At 64.6% G+C, this 16,126-nt stretch carries 23 protein-coding genes and 1 pseudogene; 14 read left to right on the top strand and 10 right to left on the bottom strand.

Annotation, left to right across the window (positions count from 1 at the left end):
• Positions 1 to 15 precede the first annotated feature (15 nt).
• The gene (locus LOK46_RS24140; protein ID WP_273560902.1) at positions 16 to 402 is read right to left on the bottom strand and encodes a hypothetical protein; all 387 of its coding nucleotides are present in this window, start codon (positions 400 to 402) and stop codon (positions 16 to 18) included.
• A 140-nt stretch (positions 403 to 542) separates the two neighbouring features.
• On the opposite strand from LOK46_RS24140, the gene LOK46_RS24135 reads away from it, so the two are divergent.
• Both LOK46_RS24135 and LOK46_RS24130 read left to right on the top strand, forming a co-directional pair.
• Positions 543 to 1,004: a MucR family transcriptional regulator gene (locus LOK46_RS24135; RefSeq protein ID WP_441007867.1), complete on the top strand. Its 462-nt coding sequence runs from the start codon at positions 543 to 545 to the stop codon at positions 1,002 to 1,004.
• 35 nt (positions 1,005 to 1,039) lie between these two features.
• On the top strand, positions 1,040 to 1,291 hold the full coding sequence (locus LOK46_RS24130) for a hypothetical protein (RefSeq protein WP_273560901.1): 252 nt from the start codon (positions 1,040 to 1,042) through the stop codon (positions 1,289 to 1,291).
• 100 nt (positions 1,292 to 1,391) lie between these two features.
• On the opposite strand, the gene LOK46_RS24125 is transcribed toward LOK46_RS24130, so the two are convergent.
• A protein-coding gene (locus tag LOK46_RS24125) for an IS630 family transposase (protein ID WP_273560449.1) occupies positions 1,392 to 2,352 on the bottom strand; the annotation gives its coding sequence in 2 pieces (ribosomal slippage) (positions 1,392 to 2,013 and positions 2,012 to 2,352; 963 coding nt in all).
• 230 nt (positions 2,353 to 2,582) lie between these two features.
• Here LOK46_RS24125 and LOK46_RS24120 point away from each other — a divergent pair.
• From LOK46_RS24120 to LOK46_RS24090, 7 genes and pseudogenes are all read left to right on the top strand, one after another.
• Positions 2,583 to 2,795 (top strand): annotated as a pseudogene (locus LOK46_RS24120) (cold-shock protein).
• Between the two features lie 81 nt (positions 2,796 to 2,876).
• Positions 2,877 to 3,083 carry a hypothetical protein gene (locus tag LOK46_RS24115; RefSeq protein ID WP_273560900.1) on the top strand — a complete coding sequence of 69 codons (207 nt, stop codon included), beginning with the start codon at positions 2,877 to 2,879 and terminating at the stop codon, positions 3,081 to 3,083.
• Between the two features lie 89 nt (positions 3,084 to 3,172).
• Positions 3,173 to 3,430 (top strand): hypothetical protein, encoded by a 258-nt coding sequence (locus LOK46_RS24110; RefSeq protein WP_273560899.1) that lies wholly within the window; start codon positions 3,173 to 3,175, stop codon positions 3,428 to 3,430.
• Positions 3,431 to 3,652: 222 nt separating this feature from the next.
• Positions 3,653 to 3,901 carry a hypothetical protein gene (locus tag LOK46_RS24105; protein WP_273560898.1) on the top strand — a complete coding sequence of 83 codons (249 nt, stop codon included), beginning with the start codon at positions 3,653 to 3,655 and terminating at the stop codon, positions 3,899 to 3,901.
• Between the two features lie 329 nt (positions 3,902 to 4,230).
• On the top strand, positions 4,231 to 4,470 hold the full coding sequence (locus LOK46_RS24100) for a 3',5'-cyclic-nucleotide phosphodiesterase (RefSeq protein ID WP_273560897.1): 240 nt from the start codon (positions 4,231 to 4,233) through the stop codon (positions 4,468 to 4,470).
• Positions 4,471 to 4,597: 127 nt separating this feature from the next.
• Complete coding sequence (locus tag LOK46_RS24095; RefSeq protein WP_273560896.1) at positions 4,598 to 4,849, top strand: 3',5'-cyclic-nucleotide phosphodiesterase; 252 nt, start codon at positions 4,598 to 4,600, stop codon at positions 4,847 to 4,849.
• Positions 4,850 to 5,101: 252 nt separating this feature from the next.
• Entirely contained in the window at positions 5,102 to 5,545 is a 444-nt protein-coding gene (locus tag LOK46_RS24090; RefSeq protein ID WP_273560895.1) for a hypothetical protein, read from the top strand.
• Positions 5,546 to 5,677: 132 nt separating this feature from the next.
• On the opposite strand, the gene LOK46_RS24085 is transcribed toward LOK46_RS24090, so the two are convergent.
• The 3 genes from LOK46_RS24085 to LOK46_RS24075 form a co-directional block, all read right to left on the bottom strand.
• Positions 5,678 to 6,187 (bottom strand): TspO/MBR family protein, encoded by a 510-nt coding sequence (locus LOK46_RS24085; RefSeq protein WP_273560894.1) that lies wholly within the window; start codon positions 6,185 to 6,187, stop codon positions 5,678 to 5,680.
• A gap of 68 nt (positions 6,188 to 6,255) precedes the next feature.
• Complete coding sequence (locus tag LOK46_RS24080; protein WP_273560893.1) at positions 6,256 to 6,513, bottom strand: hypothetical protein; 258 nt, start codon at positions 6,511 to 6,513, stop codon at positions 6,256 to 6,258.
• Between the two features lie 997 nt (positions 6,514 to 7,510).
• Positions 7,511 to 7,753, bottom strand: a complete 243-nt coding sequence (locus LOK46_RS24075) for a hypothetical protein (RefSeq protein WP_273560892.1) — start codon at positions 7,751 to 7,753, stop codon at positions 7,511 to 7,513.
• 1,089 nt (positions 7,754 to 8,842) lie between these two features.
• On the opposite strand from LOK46_RS24075, the gene LOK46_RS24070 reads away from it, so the two are divergent.
• Entirely contained in the window at positions 8,843 to 9,178 is a 336-nt protein-coding gene (locus tag LOK46_RS24070) for a response regulator (RefSeq protein WP_273560891.1), read from the top strand.
• 6 nt (positions 9,179 to 9,184) lie between these two features.
• On the opposite strand, the gene LOK46_RS24065 is transcribed toward LOK46_RS24070, so the two are convergent.
• From LOK46_RS24065 to LOK46_RS24050, 4 genes are all read right to left on the bottom strand, one after another.
• Positions 9,185 to 9,361 carry a hypothetical protein gene (locus tag LOK46_RS24065; protein ID WP_273560890.1) on the bottom strand — a complete coding sequence of 59 codons (177 nt, stop codon included), beginning with the start codon at positions 9,359 to 9,361 and terminating at the stop codon, positions 9,185 to 9,187.
• A 287-nt stretch (positions 9,362 to 9,648) separates the two neighbouring features.
• Positions 9,649 to 9,864, bottom strand: coding sequence for a hypothetical protein (locus LOK46_RS24060; protein WP_273560889.1), 216 nt, complete (start codon positions 9,862 to 9,864; stop codon positions 9,649 to 9,651).
• A 496-nt stretch (positions 9,865 to 10,360) separates the two neighbouring features.
• Entirely contained in the window at positions 10,361 to 11,047 is a 687-nt protein-coding gene (locus LOK46_RS24055) for a ferritin-like domain-containing protein (protein ID WP_273560888.1), read from the bottom strand.
• A gap of 41 nt (positions 11,048 to 11,088) precedes the next feature.
• Positions 11,089 to 11,601 (bottom strand): ferritin-like domain-containing protein, encoded by a 513-nt coding sequence (locus tag LOK46_RS24050; RefSeq protein WP_273560887.1) that lies wholly within the window; start codon positions 11,599 to 11,601, stop codon positions 11,089 to 11,091.
• Between the two features lie 502 nt (positions 11,602 to 12,103).
• Here LOK46_RS24050 and LOK46_RS24045 point away from each other — a divergent pair.
• From LOK46_RS24045 to LOK46_RS24035, 3 genes are all read left to right on the top strand, one after another.
• Positions 12,104 to 12,322 (top strand): hypothetical protein, encoded by a 219-nt coding sequence (locus tag LOK46_RS24045; RefSeq protein WP_273560886.1) that lies wholly within the window; start codon positions 12,104 to 12,106, stop codon positions 12,320 to 12,322.
• Positions 12,323 to 12,384: 62 nt separating this feature from the next.
• Complete coding sequence (locus LOK46_RS24040) at positions 12,385 to 13,287, top strand: cytochrome b/b6 domain-containing protein (protein ID WP_273564681.1); 903 nt, start codon at positions 12,385 to 12,387, stop codon at positions 13,285 to 13,287.
• Complete coding sequence (locus tag LOK46_RS24035; RefSeq protein ID WP_273560885.1) at positions 13,284 to 14,210, top strand: molybdopterin-binding protein; 927 nt, start codon at positions 13,284 to 13,286, stop codon at positions 14,208 to 14,210. The genes LOK46_RS24040 and LOK46_RS24035 overlap by 4 nt, the downstream gene beginning before the upstream one ends.
• A 282-nt stretch (positions 14,211 to 14,492) precedes the next feature.
• Here LOK46_RS24035 and LOK46_RS24030 read toward each other — a convergent pair whose 3' ends face one another.
• A complete protein-coding gene (locus tag LOK46_RS24030) occupies positions 14,493 to 14,738 on the bottom strand; it encodes a helix-turn-helix domain-containing protein (protein WP_273560884.1) in 246 nt (81 codons plus the stop codon).
• Positions 14,739 to 14,901: 163 nt separating this feature from the next.
• Between LOK46_RS24030 and LOK46_RS24025 the strand changes: the two genes are divergently transcribed.
• Positions 14,902 to 16,059 carry a hypothetical protein gene (locus LOK46_RS24025; protein ID WP_273560883.1) on the top strand — a complete coding sequence of 386 codons (1,158 nt, stop codon included), beginning with the start codon at positions 14,902 to 14,904 and terminating at the stop codon, positions 16,057 to 16,059.
• Positions 16,060 to 16,126: the final 67 nt, after the last annotated feature.

The following is a 16,126-nucleotide window of genomic DNA, read 5'->3' as shown; positions in this document are numbered from 1 at the left end:
GCCTGCCGGCGCACATCACTCGGTCTGTGGGTTCAGTCCGGAGGTCGTTCGCATGGCGGCATGCGCCCTGTTCTCTCTCGTGAGCGAACGTGCAAACGCGAGCACCCGTCCTCGAGCCTCAGCCTCTTCAATGGCGAGATAGGACTGCACGAGGCCATACACGGCCGAAGCCTCCTCTCGCCACGGTTCGGCCGTGTCGCGGATCAGGTGCGGCTCGTAGAACTCGGTGACGGGGACATCGAGCTCGTCCGCGATGCGGGCGAGCAGACGGGACGCGAGGTCGGGAGCCTGCCGATGACGGCTGTCGGACATCACGCATTCCTGGGCAGCGCACGGAGCGCCGTCGATCTTCGATCGCAACCTGGGCGAGAATGCGCTCAGCACGACGATCGCCCCGCGCATCCCTCCGCCGGTGATTGCGGAGGCTCATCGAGCCACCTCGAATGGGACACTTCCGGCCGTCTGTGAGCGGTGCCGCTTGATCCGGGTGTTCCCGCTGGAACAACTTTCAGGTGCAAATCCACTCTGCCCGGGAGCCACATGTGGTCGCTTCACCCTCTGCCAACAACGCATCGATCATCGAGCTGGTGACCACTATCGTCGTCGCCTACGTGGCAAACAATGCCATGCCGGCCTCCGAGCTACCGGCGCTGATCACCCGGGTACACGGCGCGATTGTCGCGCTTACCTCCGGTACCCCAGCCAGGGAGCTGGACACTGTCTCGCGCACTGCCGCCTACAGGCCCGGCACCGCCCAGATCCGCAAGTCGGTCCGCCCCGACGGGATCGTCAGCTTCATCGACGGCAAGACCTACAAGACGCTCAAGCGCCACCTGACCAGCCACGGCCTCGACCCGCACAGCTACCGCGAGCGCTACGGCCTGCCGGCCGACTACCCGATGGTCGCCTCGAATTACGCTGAGAGACGATCGGCGCTCGCCAGGGAAATTGGCCTGGGCCGGCTCGGGGCCATAGCCGAGCGTCAGGGCCGCCACGCTGCCTGATCGACGTCCCTTCGCGGACGAATTCGATCCCGTCGATGAGTTCTTTCGAGCAGCAACGGCAAATCCTCCTTAGCAATCTGGCGGCGCACGCCGCCCCTGCGCGAAGGCGGCTGTGCCTGTCGCTGGCCGATGCCTCACGCTTGGCCGGCCTCACCCCGGAACTCCTCACCGCCGTCGAGCGCGGCGCGGGCTGCACGCTATGCCTGGGGTCGTTGCAGCACCTCACCGCGTTCCTCGGCCTCACCGGGTGCGGCCTGCCGCGTCCCAAGCCTGCCGGGATGCAGTAGCCTCGGCTCAAAATTGTGTGTGTCAGAAACTTCGGCCGAGGCCGCCGCGTACGCGCACCGATGCGTAGCGTTGTTCAACCCCAACTAGAGCCGTTCCCGGTCAGGTAGCGACAGCCAAGTCGTCCTCGTAGCCAGCTGCGGCGAGGTAGTTGCGGCACTCCTGCGGAGTGAAGCGCGTGAAGGCCTGGCGGATCGCCGGCCAGAGATCCGGGATCGTGCGAGCGGCCGCGCTGCGCAACAGCGCCTTCAGCTTTGCGAAGGCCTGCTCAATCGGGTTGAAATCAGGGCTGTATGACGGGAGGTAGAGCAGCCGCGCTCCTGCGGCCTCGATCGCCTCACGCACGCCAGCGACCTTGTGGGCTGGCAGGTTGTCCATGACGACGATGTCGCCCGGGTGCAGCACCGGGATCAGGGTCTCGGTGACGTAGCTGCAGAAGCGCCTGCCGTTCGTAGGACCGTCCAGCAGCGCGGTCGCGCACAGCCCGCTGGTGCGCAGGGCAGCGGTGACGGTAGTGGTTTTGTAGTGACCCTGCGGGGCTGCGAGCCGGCAGCGCTCGCCGCGTGGTGCCCAACCATAGCGCCGCGCCATGTTGGTGGCCGCCGCCGTCTCGTCCAGGAACACCAGCCGGTCCGGGTCGAGCTCGGGCTGTGCCTCGAACCACGCCTCGCGGGCCGCTCTTACGTCGGCACGCTCCTGCTCAGCTGCGTACGTCGCCCCTTTTCCAGCTGATCCCGTGGCGGGCAAAGAAGCGCGACAGGCCGCTCGTGCTGGTCTGGACGCCCTGCTCAGCCAACCGGTCGCGCAGCTCGCGTAAGAAGAGGCGAGGCTCCTGCTCGGAAGTCATCAGGATCAGCCCAGCATGCGCCTCGATGCGCTTCGAGGTGTGATCACCGCCCATCGGCTTGGGCGCGACATGGCCCTCTTGGTGTGAGCGCTGCGACCAGCGGCTGGCGCTCGAGACACTGACCCCAAAGCGAGCCGCGGCTCGGTGGCACGAGGCACCTGCCGCCACGGCAGCCACGACACGCTCGCGTAAGTCGACGGACAGAGGTGAAGGCATCAGCATGCTCCTTCACCCGTCAACCCGCCACCCGCTAATCCGTCGCAATCAGCCCGGGACCGGCTCTAGCTGCACCTCGACTGTGAAGGCGCGCACCGCGATGCCAACGCGTGAGGCGCTCGCCTGGATAACAGGACGACACGGAGGTTCGCGGAACGGTCGGCCGACGCAGCCAGTTCGAGCTTCAAGGCACGTCGCGTCTGCGTGTCGATGACAACCGGGATATCTCGATGGCTACAGGCACCGTGAAGTGGTTCAACGAGACCAAGGGCTACGGCTTCATCCAGCCTGACAGCGGCGGCGGCAAGGACGTGTTCGTCCACATCTCGGCGGTCGAACGCGCCGGTTTGCGCAACCTCATCGAGGGTTAGAAGATCACCTACGACGTCGAGGCTGACCGGCGCAGCGGCAAGGAGAGCGCCGCGAACCTGAAGGCGGTTTAAGGTCTTAGCTGGCTTGCTCCCGCACGCGATGACGCCGCCTTGGCTGTGGCGTCATCGCATAGGCCCTGGCATAGGGTATCGATGGCCGACGAAGTCCCGCACCCCTACTCCATCGAGGTCTCGCCCCTCGCCAAGCCGGAGGGCCACTTCCAATGGGCGATCCGCAGGAGCGGCACGCTGATCGAGCGCTCCGACCGCCCATACCGCAGCGAGGCCAGGGCGCATGAGAGCGCAATGGAAGCCGTGGAGCGGATGGTGAAGCCGGGAGCTGACAGCGGGCGTCGCTAAAGCGCTTCGACACAGCGTAAGCTGTCCGCCGCATGCACCCCAACCCCGACCTGTGAAGTTCGGGACCCTACAGCCTATCCATGAAGCCCATGACCTACACCGTCGAGCAACTGGCGCCCGGCAGCTACGACGTGCTTCGTGACGGCGTCGTGATCGCGAGCCTCGTGCGGAACGTGCATCGCAGTGGGCCGGCCGACACATGGTCGGCTGAACTGCTCGACGAGATGCCGGCGATCAAGCGACCGGCGCCGTTCACGAACCAGCGGCACGTCTTCAAATCGCGTCCAGCCGCGCTGGAGTGGCTCAGCATTCAAGAGCCTGATGCGACTGCCGAGCCGACTGGATGAACGCGATCAGGGGGCGGCTACTGGCTCTCGGAGCCGCTATCGTCTTCGTCGGCGCGACCAAGGCCTTAGAAACTGCGGGCGTGGAGGATGCTTTGGGAGACTGCCTGACTGCAGCCGCCGTTGCGACCCTTCTGACCTGGGCGACCTCGTCGTGACCGTCGGCCCGGAGTTCATCCCTGAGAACGACGGTGGGGCCGGGATCCGGTTCCGGAAGCGGAAGAGATGACACGCCTCAGCGCGCACAAGCCGCCAGAGCAGCGTCTTGAACGTGGGATATCGCGCTGGCTCGTGTTCGTGATCGCCACCGTCGCCTTGAGCACTCCGATCGCGGGAATGCTTCTGATGGTGTGGCCGGTCCTGCTTCAGCGGACGAGCCTCGTCGTCGACGGCATTGAGCTAATCTGCTTGGCAGTCGCCACCGTCCTGATCGGCAGCGTCATAGGCTCCTATATCCAGCGAGATCGGGGCTAGCGCCTGTGAACCGGCCCAACGCCGCTCAGGTGCGGGTGCTCTTGTTCCTCTCGCTGTTACCCACCGGACAGCTTGTTGAGCTTGCCCAGTTCGAGCAGACACGGCGGCTCCGGGTCGGTGATGACGTGTTCGTTCCGTCGCTGGTGACGCGTGGCTGGGCGGAGATGGGGCCTGGGTCGCGATGGAACGTGTGCATCACGAAAGCGGGGCGTCTCGTTCTCACCGACCCGGGGTACGACGGGGCTGGGATCCGGTTTCGGGATCTGAAGGGATAAAACCGGCGCTAGGTTTGTTAGGCGTCAACGAACCGCTTTGGTCAGGGACCAGGAATGCGCAGCCTCATCCTCGCCTTCAGCCTCATCGCGATCACGGCACCCGCTTCAGCGCAGGTGCCCGAACGCGGAAACGCGGACCTGCAGACCTATTGTGCGGGTGACGCTCTTGCATTCTGCGCCGGCATAGATCCGAACAGCCCGCAGATGGACGCTTGTTTCGAGAAGAACATGAGCCGAATGTCCCCAAACTGCCGTCGCGCCATCGATGCCTACAAGAGCGCCGGCGGGAAGTAGCAAGTCTACCATTCGGGCACGGCCCGAAAGCCGCGAAGGGGACGAACCTCGGCTCCGGAAGCGGAAGGGATAGAACACCGAACCAAGCCGTTAGCGCATCGACGAACTCCTCCACGCGGTCTCCAAAATGCGCAGCATCATCCTCGCTCTGGGCTTTATCGTCGTAGCGGCTCCCGTTCTCGCGGCTCCTGATGCATCTGCTTCAAAGCGGGGCAACAAGGATCTGAAGACCTATTGCTCCGGCGATGCAGTCACTTTCTGCAGCGGCAATGATCCGGACAGCCCGGAGATGGACGCCTGCTTTAAAAAAAACATGGACAAAATCTCGGAGAACTGCCGGCGCGCGATCACGGCCTACAAGAGTGGCGGCGGCAAGTAGCATCGTCACGGTGTTTGAGCCGACGCCTCGAAACTGGTGCCCGTACAACTAGTTGGGCAATCAACTGTGTCGGGTGCTACCGCGTCGTACTACTTGGCTCGGATGTGCTCGACCGAGGATCATCTCTCCTTGGTCGGGATTTTATGTCTATTCAGCAACAACTCGATACAAATCTGCGACCTATTGCGCTTCCCCTTATAGGATCCGCCATGCAGCCGGCCGAGTTCATGGATCAGACTTCATGGATAGGAGATGATCCTGATGAAACGTCTTGCTCTTACCTCAACGGCATTGCTGGCCGCCCTCGCCTTCGTGCCGGCCGGCGCTGATGCGCGTGGCTTTGGCGGCGGTGGCTTCCGCGGCGGCGGGTTTGGTGGTGGCTTCCGCGGCGGCGGGTTTGGTGGTGGCTTCCGTGGCGCTGGTTTCCGCGGTGGTTACGGTGGGTTCCGTGGTGGGTATGGCCGCTACGGCTATGGCTATGGCCGTGGGTACGGTTACGGTGGCCTCGGGCTAGGTCTCGGCTTGGCCACGGGTGCGGCCGTTGGGTATGGCCTCGCCGGCGGCTATGGGTATCCCTACGGCGGCTATGGCTATGGGTATGGTGGTCCTTACGGGGGGTACGCTCCGGTGGGCTACTACGGTGGCCCATACGGCTACTACCGCCGCCCGTATGGCTATGGGTACTACGGCTACTGAGCCCGACACACGGGCGACATACACACGCCCGTAACTGCGATCCTGGCACCATGCCTGTGAGCCACGTTGCGTACCGGCCCACGCTGGTGAGATCGGACGCTCCCCCGCCCTGTGATCAGGGCGGGGCCGAGCCTAGTCGTTTTTCCGCCAGATCTCCTCGGCGAGCAGCGTTGCGAACGACACCCAGACGACCAGCGGGACGCCGAGCTGTCCGGCGGTCTTGTCAACTTGACTAGCCGCCGCCACGTAGCCGACCGCGCTCGCGCCCAGCGCGGCCGAGGCGACGGCGCCCCATCCCGTCGAGCGATGACCGAAGAACACCTCGCTCCACCCGGCGATGCCGACCTGATTGGCTGCCCAGAACGCCAAGGCCGTCGTCCGCTCGGGCGACCCTTTGGCGCGCAGAAGTCGGTAGCCGCCGTAGGCGAGTGACGCTTGGATGCTGGTCCAGGCGATCGGGTAGACCGGCGACGGCGGCGTGTAGTCCGGCTTCGCGAGGTGGCGATACCAGCGTCTCGTCCGCGGGTGTTCGGGGGTGGGGCTCGCGCGTCTTCCGATCAGTAGAGCCGCCGAGACTGCGCCGACTGCGAGCCCCGCAGCCAAGAGCGGAGAGAGCCGTTCCGTTCGGGCTCCAGACGCCATGATGGTCTCTCCTTCACAATTAGGGCGAGGGCCTGCCGAGGGGTGGCGTTCGTGGGCCAAGTTAGCGGTCATGTCATCGCCTGCGGGTGCAGCGATGAGATGCCCCTGTAGTCCTTGCGGGTGATAGGACAGCCCGGATGCGAGCGCTGATGCTGTAGACGGAAACCGCCTTCACGCGTGTAGCTGCCGGTGACGAAGACCCGGCCGTGGCAGGCCGGACAACGCTGGAGCGCCGTCGCGTAGGTGCTCTTGGCCTCCCGCAGGCTGATGACGCGCCACTCCGCGCCGACCTTGGCCTCGCAGGTCCGGGGCGGAAGCCTGTACATGACGGTCGATGGCGCGCCAGACAATCAATCCCCCTTGAACACCGTCTCGGGCCCAGCGGTCGGCCCGGCTTGGTGCAACCGCCAGAAAGCGTCTGCGATCCGATCGGGAGCGAACGGAGTATCCTCCTGTACCTGGCTGCCTCTGAACCTTCGACGGCCGCTCTCGTTGTGAAGGTGACTGAGCGTGGATGGCTTCACTGCTTGTGTCGGGCTCGGCGGTGTGGGCTCCCTGGCGCGCACCGCCGAGCTCTCTGATCTCGGATGCGGCAATTGGCTCGATGGCCACCGTAGTTCCACACCGGGCGATTTTCAGTTGTGCGCTATCTTTCTCCTCCGGAGGGTTCTACGGTTCGCACATCGCCGGACGTATACCCCCTGGGCTCCGACGACTGAGAGACCTCCGCGCTCCCGCCTGCAACGCACAGGCGACCTCATGTCGACGACCATCGAGCTGCCGACCGACGCTTCCCCCGGACCTCGCTCATACCGGGCATTCTTGCTCGGCTGTGACGGGGGGGGTACGTCGCGCCCAAGTGATTGAGGCTGCGACCGACGACGAAGCTCAGTTCCTCGCCGCGCGCATCGCCAACGCCTTCGGCATCGATCTGTGGGAGCGTGCTCGGCACCTTGCCAGCTTCCCGCCCTTCGGCATGGCTGGCGCTGAGGGATAGGTTTCGCCTGGCGTCAGCGAGGCTTTGACGGGTATGCCAGTTAGGCTCATGATGAGTTGTCTCGACGAGAGACACCATCGGCTTGGCTGGACAAGATCGCCCCCGATCTTGCTGGCCCAGCTGTTGGACCTCGGCGCTCGGTGCCGCGAGCAGGTTGGATGCCGGCGCTAGTGAAGCTTTGTCGAGCTTGGCCGTTGTGAGAGCGACAAGGCGTGGATCGCTTCATTGGGGGCAAATCAGCGCAAGGTCAGGTCTCGTACAAACGACCAAGCCGACGATGCGGCATCTGATCGGTATAGTACTATAGGCCGACGGCCAGTCTCATCTCACATTTTGAATGGGAAGCGTGTCGCGTACTCTTCATGCAGTGCAGCAAGCTGCATTCGCAGTTTGATAGACTTGACGCGCCAGTGCAGGGCCGTGTCGCGAATAGACTCAGATCCGGGCCGACCGGACAGTGCCTTCGCTCCTTGTACCAGCTCATTCGCCAAAGCCTCGGCGTAGATGATGTCGTCGCTGACGACGTCCATCAGATCGAGCATGGCTTTCTGGACAGGATCGGTGCTCATGCCGCTCAGGCCTTGGTTCCGAACCTACATGGGGTCCGATGGGGACCGGACGTTAGAGACGTCTGTGTGAGTAGCCCAACCCGTGAAATGCTCAAGCGGCCCGCAGCCAGGAACCCTGCACCGCACCAACGGTTGTCGCATTGCAGCAAAGCGATAGCGCCAGCGTCGCTGCGCTGTAGCCCTTCACTGGGCGTTTCCTCCCTAGACTTGGGCCACTCCTTCGGGGGTGGCCTTCTTTCTATCGTGTCATCCGCACTTCGATGCGCCGTACCTGAACACGGTTTCACTGACTGCCTCGTGCAGTTGGGATGCCAAGGGCGTCTAGAGCGTCGGCGACCTCCTGATACGAAGCGGCACCAGCCGCGCGAGCCTGGACGATGGCCGGCAGGATGGCCGCAGCGAAGGCGTCAGCTTGGACGCAGCGGGCCTCGCCACCCATCGCACTGGCAATGGCCCTGTTCGCCTTGGGCGTGTTCATCAGGTGGCTCGCGCCTCAATCCGCTGAACCTGAGACAGCCCTCCCCCCCTACCTGTTCCAGCGCCGCAACACGTTGTCATGCGGGCCGACATCAACCGCCACATACAGGTCGTCGGCTTCCTTCCGCAGGAGGATGCGGTCGCCGCGGTTCGGGTTGGTCAGGTAGTAGCCGGGCCGCCCTCCTTCGAACGCACGAAAGCGTAGGCTGGGCAGGCTGGAAACCTGTTGGAGACTGAGGATCAGGTGCGTGGGCCGCCCCACACCCTAGTAGCCAATTTTCTGACCTGTTCCATGCAACCGTCGACGTTCATCGCTATTTTGCCTTCAGGAGTTAACACAGGTCAGTCAGGGCCGTGCCGAGCGGGTGGGGGCCCATCCGAGCGGACGGAAGAGGTATGCAGCAGATTAGCTATTGTCACCTCGTCTCTTCGCGGGCGCTCAGTAATCCCCTTCTTCAGGCCGTCGCCCACGGTCTCGCGCAGTTGATGCCCGTGAGTGAGTGCGAGACTTGGCCACAGCCGCTACTTGAACTGCTAGCCCATCTCGAAAATCCGCCTACCGAGACAATCGCGACGGCACCCCTCGTGGTCGTCGTGGGCCGATGCCCCACCATGACGGAGCAGGCCGCAACGCTTCTGCGTGCCAGCGCGCTGGAAGTGATCTGCTGCGACCGCGGCGAGCAGGCGGTGTCCGTGCTCAAGCAGCGCGGTGGCGAGGTGGCGTTGGTGGTCGCCGATCAGCACCTCGATGGGACGATGGATGGTTTTGGTCTGGCGCAGGCGCTCGGTCTGCTGTGGCCCGGCATTCCGGTCATTCTCGCCACAGAACAACTCGATCAGAAGCCGCTACCCATCGCAGTGACGAAGCTCGACAAGCCGTGGCTACCATTAGCGCTGCTGGTCGAGACGCACCTTGCACTCACAACGCCACCATCCCTCGCGCATTGACCATTCTCAATCCGTGCGATGGCTGGCTCTCTCGCGCCGGCGCAGTGCTAGGAGAAGGTCAATATGCTCAGTGGGCAGCGGCTCGCTGAGAATGCCGGCATAGGCTTTTCGCACCCCTGAATGGATGCCAGCCCGGGTACCAGTGTGAATATCGCTGAGCTGTTGCGGGTTGGTTTTGGCCACCGGAGCGCTCCTGTTTGACACAGGTTGTTTTCAGAAGTTGTAGTTAACGACACCTTAACAGCCTCGGCGTGCATCACACTCGCCGCTCCGGCGCGGTCCGCTCCAGGGTCCGGATATCCGACCGAGCATGATGAGCCCGGTCAACATCGGGCGAACGCATCGGGCGCGCGTCTGACGGTCCGGTTCTGCAAGGATGGTCAGCGTGAACTCAGATGGCCCAGAACGACTGGGCTACGCGACGAGCCGGGACCAGCCAACCGGCTGCATCCCGGCCTTAGGATTAGCGCCTACTTCCCGTGCTGCTCGGAGTGGTGCTTGCTGGCCTCGGAAGCGTGATGCGTCGCGTGCTGCGTGTGGCCATGCGCAGTGTGGGCGTGATGCGCCGCCTTCTCGTGGTTGCCGCTCTCGTGGTGCTTGGCAGCTTCACGATGGTGACGCGCAGCGTGCTCGTGGTGATCGGCAGCGCTCGTATGGTGCTCGGCATCCTTGTGCTTGGTGGCCATGGCTTGTCTTCCTCGGGTTCTCGTTCAGTCCCCCGTCTCAAAGCGGGGGCAACGAGCACAACATCCGGCAACATGCCGAGAGCCGAGTGCATCGCGGGCTTGTGAACGCCCTGAAGCATGCGAACGGCAAGGATTAGCTAACTCGCTGCATACCAACCAGCGCGGCGGAGCGCTCCTGGCATTGATCGTTCGGGTCGACCTGCGCACCGGCAAGGCGCAGGTCAGTCCGATCGTTGCCGAAGCGCCTGCGGGCCGGAACCCGAAACCTGGTATGTCGACATTGCAAGGCCGAAACTAATCGGCCTCCAGGGCGCCGCCGAGCCGGCTGACGCTGCCGCCTGGAGCCTCGCCGGACGGGGCGATAGCGATCGCGGTTGAGCCGCTTGGTAGCTCGTCAACCGGGCAGCCGACCCGGTCGGTGGTTTACATGGGCAAACTCATCCCCGAATAAAGCCGAGCAGCGCGGCTGGTGCCGCGCCACCGAAGTGCAGTGCCTTCAAACACCTCCGGCCAGGAAGGGCGCGGCCGCAGCTAGCACCGCGGCCTTGGTCAGCGGTGCATCGAAAGCGCCGTCCCAGCCGACGAAGCCGCGCACCCGCCGTACTTCAGCGGCGTGCCGCGCCTCGACCGAGTGGATCTGCAGCGCCGTCGTCAGCACCGGCGTGCCCTGCAGGTTGCCGGCCTGACCCTTATACGCCGCCACCCCGAGATCCTCGAACGTGCTCGACAGCGTCGTGAACGTGTCGAAGTTGGCGAACACGTCCGGGTACTTGCCCTTGCCCGTGAAATCGAAGGCCGGCGGCGGAATGGCGGCACTGCCGAGCGCCCCTTGCAATAGGCGCACGTGCTCGGCCTCATGCCGTGCGAGCTGCGTGAACACAGCTCGGTAGCGCGCCGGGATCAGATGCGGCGTAGCCAGCGCCGTACGGTAGAACTCTGCCTCCAGGTACTCCAGGGTCAGGGCGAACCGGAGCACGTCTACCACCTGACCCGGCAAGGCCTGCGCGAACGCCTCGGTGGAAGCTACCGCCAACACCGTCGGTGCGCTGGCGAGCACTCCGAGCGTGCCGGCGGCGCGGGTGAACAGGCCCCGGCGTGATGTCATCCGGGCGGTGAGATCAGGGTCGAGGGTCTCGATCACGGTGGGAGCGACGGGTATGGCTGGGGCGATCGATGCGGTCATAACGGCGTCCTCGGTGCTGGGGGCGAGCGTGGGCGGGGCGATCACGGCAGTTGGCTCGCGCTGACCGGGGTGAGGACGAAAGGCACTACCCTGGGCAGCACCTGCGAGGGCACCAGCGCGCGGTCGAGGCCGTTGCCGTCCACGATATCGTTGCCGGCGAATGCCGCGCTGTAAGGATTGAGCATGTCGCGGATCGTGGCGGCGTGGCGCGCCTCGACCGAGACGATCGAGCCTGCCTTGGCCAGGAAGTCCGGGTTGCGCAGGAGCTGACCGGCGCCATTATAGGCGGCCACCCCGAGGTCCTCGAAGGTGCGGGCGGTGCCGAGCACGCTCTGGCGGCTGGCGAAATTGACCCGGCCGAAGTCGACCTGCAGGTCCGGGATGGCATTGCCCCCGAGTGCGGAGCGGAAGAACTCGCGGTGGGCGACCTCGTGCTGCTGGATCCCAGTAAGGCTCTGCTCGTCGGAGGGATTGAAGCCGCGGTAGGGCTGCTGCAGCACTTGGGTGTAGAAGGCGGCCTCCAACTGCTCCAAGGCGTAGGCGTAGTTCAGCACGGCGAAATCGCCCTGGCCGAGGTCGACCGTGCCCCCGGCGAGCGTGGCGCCACGCTGGGCGAAGGCTTCCGCGAGGTTTAGCTCCAGGAAGGCCGTCGAGGCGGCGAGGATGCCGACCGTCTTAAGTAGCCCACCGCGAGCGCGCTACGGCCTCATAGTCAGTATCGTATTCTGGTTGAGCCGAGCGGATCACGAGCACCTCCCAATTTCGGCGACATCGTGCCGCCGCGAAAGAGGCTGCGATGCGCCGGCCAAGCTCGCCAATAATGTAGATTAGAAAGCGGTCGGGAAATCGTTCTAGGCTCGAAAATAATCGCATGATGTAAGAAAATTGATTGGCACATGAAATTTTCTGGCACAGTCATCCGTAGCAGCAGGTTTGTCGAACCCATCATTTGATGGGTTCCGGATGAGACTCGTTCTTACTCAGGAACTTAGGCGAGCGTTGTAGGCTTACATGATCCATGCGGGCGATCAGTCCGTGTTCTGAAGGAGATCTCGCATGAAGAAGATGACGTTCGCACTTGCCGCCGCCACCCTGCTTGGCGGCGTCGCCCTCGGTGCTGGTTCGGTGTCAGCTGCCCCGATGTCCGTCAACAGCTTACAGGCTGATCAGTCTGGCATCACGCAGGTGCAGATGATGCGCGGCGATCGCATGATGATGAAGAAGCGCATGATGCGGAAGCGGATGATGCGCCGCCGCATGATGCACCGCATGTAAGCGGTCGCCTGGAGCGCGGCGGAGCGGCTGTGCAGTCGGCCGCCGCGCTGTCTGTGCATCCCATGGAAACTCGCTTCTTGCCCCGCACTTACCTGAAGCGCTCTGCGCCGGACCTCGGTGAAGTCGTGCGGCGGCGCTGGATGTTCCGGCACCCCGCCGTGATCCGGGTGACCCACTGGATCAACGCACTCTGCCTGCTCGTCCTGCTGATGAGTGGCCTGCAGATCTTCAACGCCCACCCAGCCCTGTACTGGGGCAAGGCCTCGACCTTCGACACACCGCTGCTGGCCATGTCCTCAACCGTGGACGACCCGCCGAAGGGAACGGCCACAGTGCTGGGCCGCACCTTCGACACCACCGGCTATCTTGGATCCTCGCCCGGTACCGATGGCGAGCCCGCGGACCGCGGCTTCCCATCGTGGCTGACCCTGCCGAGTGATCAGGACCTCACTGGTGGCCGGAGCTGGCACTTCTTCTTCGCTTGGGCCTTCGTCCTGAACGGGGTCCTGTACCTGCTCTACGGTCTGCTGAGCGGGCAACTGCGCTTCCGCGTCGTTCCGCAGCGCGACCAGGTCCGGCACTTCGGCGCCTCGGTGTGGGAGCATCTGACACTGCGCTTCCCGCAAGGGGATGAAGCCAAACGCTACAACGTCATCCAGAAGCTCACCTACGCCGCGGTGTTGTTCGTGCTGCTGCCGGTGCAGGTGCTGGCTGGGCTGGCGATGTCGCCGGCCATGGACGCGGCCTTCCCGTTCCTGCTGACCCTGTTTGACGGGCGGCAATCGGCGCGCACGGTGCACTTCGTCGTCGCCGGCCTGCTCGTTCTATTCGTGGTCGTCCACGTCGCGTTCGTAGTGCTGTCCGGGTTCTGGAACAACATGCGCGGCATGCTCACCGGCTGGTTCGTAATTGAGCGCAAGGTCGAGTCAGTATCCGATCCTGAGAACGTGGGAGGGATGCCATGACGGGGCCGCCCAACCGACGCACGCTGTTGCTCGGCGCCACCGCCATGGCTAGCACCGCGCTGCTCGGCGGCTGCGATCGGCTCGGCGAGGTCAAGTGGTTCCGGCGCACGCTCAAGACCGGCGAGGACGCGAACCTGTTCGTGCAGCGGCTGCTCCTGACCGAGCGGTCGTTGGCCCCCGAGTATGCCGAGCCCGACATCTCGCCTTGGTTCAAGCCGAACGGCACCGAGGATCCGCCGGACAAGGCCTACAAGGCGCTGGCGAAGCACAAATTCGTACACTACCGGCTGGAGGTCGGTGGGCTGGTTGAGAAGCCGTTCAGGCTGTCCCTGGCGGAGCTGCGCGAGTTGCCGTCGCGCACCCAGATCACCCGGCACGACTGCGTCGAGGGGTGGAGCGCTATCGGCAAGTGGACCGGGGTGCCGCTATCAGACCTCCTCAACCGCGCGGTGCTGAAGCCGCAGGCGCGCTACGTCGTGTTTCACTGCGCCGACACCATGGACCAGGGCGAGGACGATGCCGCGGGTGCAGAGGCCGATACCGAGCAGGGCAACGCACCTGCCGGCAATGCCAATCCGGCCATGACGAAGCAGTCGGGTGGCGGCGAGAGCAAGCGTGACGCAGGCGGCCAGCAGGCAAACGACGATAGCGCGGCCAGCGCATCCGAACCGGTGCGCTTCTATGAGAGCATCGACCTCGTGGACGCCTTCCACCCCCAGACGATCCTGGCCTACGAGCTGAACGGGCAGGTGCTGCCGGTTGCCAACGGCGCACCGTTGCGGCTGCGGCTGGAGCGCAACCTCGGCTACAAGCAGGCCAAGTACGTAATGCGCATCGAGGTTGTCGAGACCTTCGTGCACATCGGCCAGGGCAAGGGCGGGTACTGGGAAGACCAGGGCTATGCCTGGTATGCTGGTATCTAGATAATTTGGCTAGCAGAACTTAAATTATAATATGCCATAACTTTCCCTTATGCGAACGGTCGACAGTCGGCATTAGCATCTGCTTACGGGACACAGTCGCAGATAGCTGAATGGCCGGGGGTGAGCGCCGAGCCGAACGTCAGATTTCAGCCGTAGAATGCGGGGTAAACAATCCACGATTTTAGGCATCCGTAAGTCCACCTTCCCCATATTCGCAAGCTTGTCCTCAACGTCTCATCTCACGATCACGGACGGGCTGCGAACTGGTGCTGATCCTGCGCTCTACTTCGAAGGGACGCGGGTGAGCTCCTCGACAACATGATTAAGGTCCAGGCCGATAATCGCAGCCAGATCGAGCAACTCGATCAGATCAACCCGTCGTTCGCCGCTCTCGATGTTCGACACGAATGGCTGGTGTCGCCCGAGCCGGCCTGCCACCTCCGCCTGGGTCAGGCCTGCCGCCTCCCGCGCACGTACGACGAGCTCGATCAGACGCGCGTGCCGAGCTGAACCGAGTGTGCGCGCCATGCCGGGCCGTGCGGGTAAGAACCGCCAGCTCGACTAGAACCGATATTCGAATATCCAAAAGTCGGATATTTTGCTGGACTGCGACCGCCTACCGGAGCCACACGAGTCACCGAGGCGCACGCCGGTCAGGCGGCTCGCCCGGGCACGCGACGGAAGGGCAGCTATGAGGATGCGGAGCAGGCACACCGGCGTACAGCTCGCGACAGCTCTCACTCTGGCTTCGCTTGCCCCATCGGATGCCCGGGCAGGACAGAGCTTCGTCCAGACCTACATCGACGCGCAGGGTGGCTGCGCCAGTGCGGCCGGTCCCCTGGCGTTCGTCCTGGCCGGGGGCGGCCTCCAGGCGCCGTTCGGCAAGCTCGCCGGCGACTGGACGGACACGGATCTCGCCGCCCTCCCCGCCATCTTGTCCGCGTGCGAGCGGACGGCGGCCCGGGTGAACCCATATCTCGCCGCCGAGGTCAGGGGCCAAGCACGAGAGCTCGAGACGCGCGTGCCGCAGATCGTGGCGGCCGCGCGCGCCGAGCGGGCGCGGCAGGCGGCTCAGCTCCAAGCCCGGCGGGACCTAGCGCAGGCGCGGATCGAGGCGGCACGCCGGCAGGCGGACCTACCCGCCGCCGGCCCCGAGGACGACGTCCGACGCCTGGAGGCAGAGGCCGGACGTGCAGAAGCGCAGGCGCGGGCCGCGGCGGGGTACCGTGATCGTGCCTTGCGTGAAGCGGCCGAACAACGACCGCCGGCCCCGATGCCTCCACGTGAGATGAGCCAGAACGAGCCCGGCGACGGTGAGAGCCGGCCGGCGACCGGTCCTACGACGACCTTCGCCTTCGACGCGCCGAGCTTCCGTCGGATGTACGACACGCGCCTGCGCGGTGATGGTGACGGCGGCATCGAGGACTGCGCCGAGCAAGGCATGAACTACGTTTGCCGGTTCGACGACGCCCCGTTCCGCAAGTCGGTCGAGGCGTTCCGCAAGCTTGACCTCGTGCGCGGTTCGTTCAGCTCGAAGCTCGGGCTGTCGGTGGTCAGAGGAGCCGGCAAGGCATCGAGCATCGTGCTCACCGGCGACCGGGCGGACCCGATGAACCTGTTTGGCTTCGTCGGCAAAGTGGCCAGCCTGATCAAAACACTCGAGCCGGGGATCGCGGAGGGAGCGGTGCAGGATCTGCTGAGCGCGGGGCTTGGCCTGATGAGCGGCGACGCCGATCCTATTATCGGCGCCGAGCGGACGGTGGTGCGGGGTGCGTACGTCACCCGGTGCAGATCCGCCCCATCGCACGAGAGCACGGCCATGACGTGCACGTTCGAGCCACGCGCATAGCAACTGTGACGCGACCGTCTACTTCTGATCCCAAGATCTCGATCGTCCTGAGCTCATACGGTGGCGT

The sequence above is a fragment of the Methylobacterium sp. NMS14P genome, from assembly GCF_028583545.1.
Taxonomy (GTDB): domain Bacteria; phylum Pseudomonadota; class Alphaproteobacteria; order Rhizobiales; family Beijerinckiaceae; genus Methylobacterium.
This window is presented reverse-complemented; position numbering and strand designations above follow the sequence as displayed.

What these genes read in the sequence shown, in the direction of transcription:
- LOK46_RS24085 (WP_273560894.1), bottom strand. Translation starts at nt 6,187, where the DNA reads ATGGCGTCTGGAGCCCGAACGGAACGGCTCTCTCCGCTCTTGGCTGCG.
- LOK46_RS24035 (WP_273560885.1), top strand. Translation starts at nt 13,284, where the DNA reads ATGACGGGGCCGCCCAACCGACGCACGCTGTTGCTCGGCGCCACCGCC.
- LOK46_RS24140 (WP_273560902.1), bottom strand. Translation starts at nt 402, where the DNA reads ATGCGCGGGGCGATCGTCGTGCTGAGCGCATTCTCGCCCAGGTTGCGA.
- LOK46_RS24030 (WP_273560884.1), bottom strand. Translation starts at nt 14,738, where the DNA reads ATGGCGCGCACACTCGGTTCAGCTCGGCACGCGCGTCTGATCGAGCTC.
- LOK46_RS24040 (WP_273564681.1), top strand. Translation starts at nt 12,385, where the DNA reads ATGGAAACTCGCTTCTTGCCCCGCACTTACCTGAAGCGCTCTGCGCCG.
- LOK46_RS24080 (WP_273560893.1), bottom strand. Translation starts at nt 6,513, where the DNA reads ATGTACAGGCTTCCGCCCCGGACCTGCGAGGCCAAGGTCGGCGCGGAG.
- LOK46_RS24055 (WP_273560888.1), bottom strand. Translation starts at nt 11,047, where the DNA reads ATGACCGCATCGATCGCCCCAGCCATACCCGTCGCTCCCACCGTGATC.
- LOK46_RS24045 (WP_273560886.1), top strand. Translation starts at nt 12,104, where the DNA reads ATGAAGAAGATGACGTTCGCACTTGCCGCCGCCACCCTGCTTGGCGGC.
- LOK46_RS24130 (WP_273560901.1), top strand. Translation starts at nt 1,040, where the DNA reads ATGAGTTCTTTCGAGCAGCAACGGCAAATCCTCCTTAGCAATCTGGCG.
- LOK46_RS24110 (WP_273560899.1), top strand. Translation starts at nt 3,173, where the DNA reads ATGACCTACACCGTCGAGCAACTGGCGCCCGGCAGCTACGACGTGCTT.
- LOK46_RS24095 (WP_273560896.1), top strand. Translation starts at nt 4,598, where the DNA reads ATGCGCAGCATCATCCTCGCTCTGGGCTTTATCGTCGTAGCGGCTCCC.
- LOK46_RS24105 (WP_273560898.1), top strand. Translation starts at nt 3,653, where the DNA reads ATGACACGCCTCAGCGCGCACAAGCCGCCAGAGCAGCGTCTTGAACGT.
- LOK46_RS24115 (WP_273560900.1), top strand. Translation starts at nt 2,877, where the DNA reads ATGGCCGACGAAGTCCCGCACCCCTACTCCATCGAGGTCTCGCCCCTC.
- LOK46_RS24075 (WP_273560892.1), bottom strand. Translation starts at nt 7,753, where the DNA reads ATGAGCACCGATCCTGTCCAGAAAGCCATGCTCGATCTGATGGACGTC.
- LOK46_RS24070 (WP_273560891.1), top strand. Translation starts at nt 8,843, where the DNA reads ATGACGGAGCAGGCCGCAACGCTTCTGCGTGCCAGCGCGCTGGAAGTG.
- LOK46_RS24090 (WP_273560895.1), top strand. Translation starts at nt 5,102, where the DNA reads ATGATCCTGATGAAACGTCTTGCTCTTACCTCAACGGCATTGCTGGCC.
- LOK46_RS24100 (WP_273560897.1), top strand. Translation starts at nt 4,231, where the DNA reads ATGCGCAGCCTCATCCTCGCCTTCAGCCTCATCGCGATCACGGCACCC.
- LOK46_RS24060 (WP_273560889.1), bottom strand. Translation starts at nt 9,864, where the DNA reads ATGGCCACCAAGCACAAGGATGCCGAGCACCATACGAGCGCTGCCGAT.
- LOK46_RS24025 (WP_273560883.1), top strand. Translation starts at nt 14,902, where the DNA reads ATGAGGATGCGGAGCAGGCACACCGGCGTACAGCTCGCGACAGCTCTC.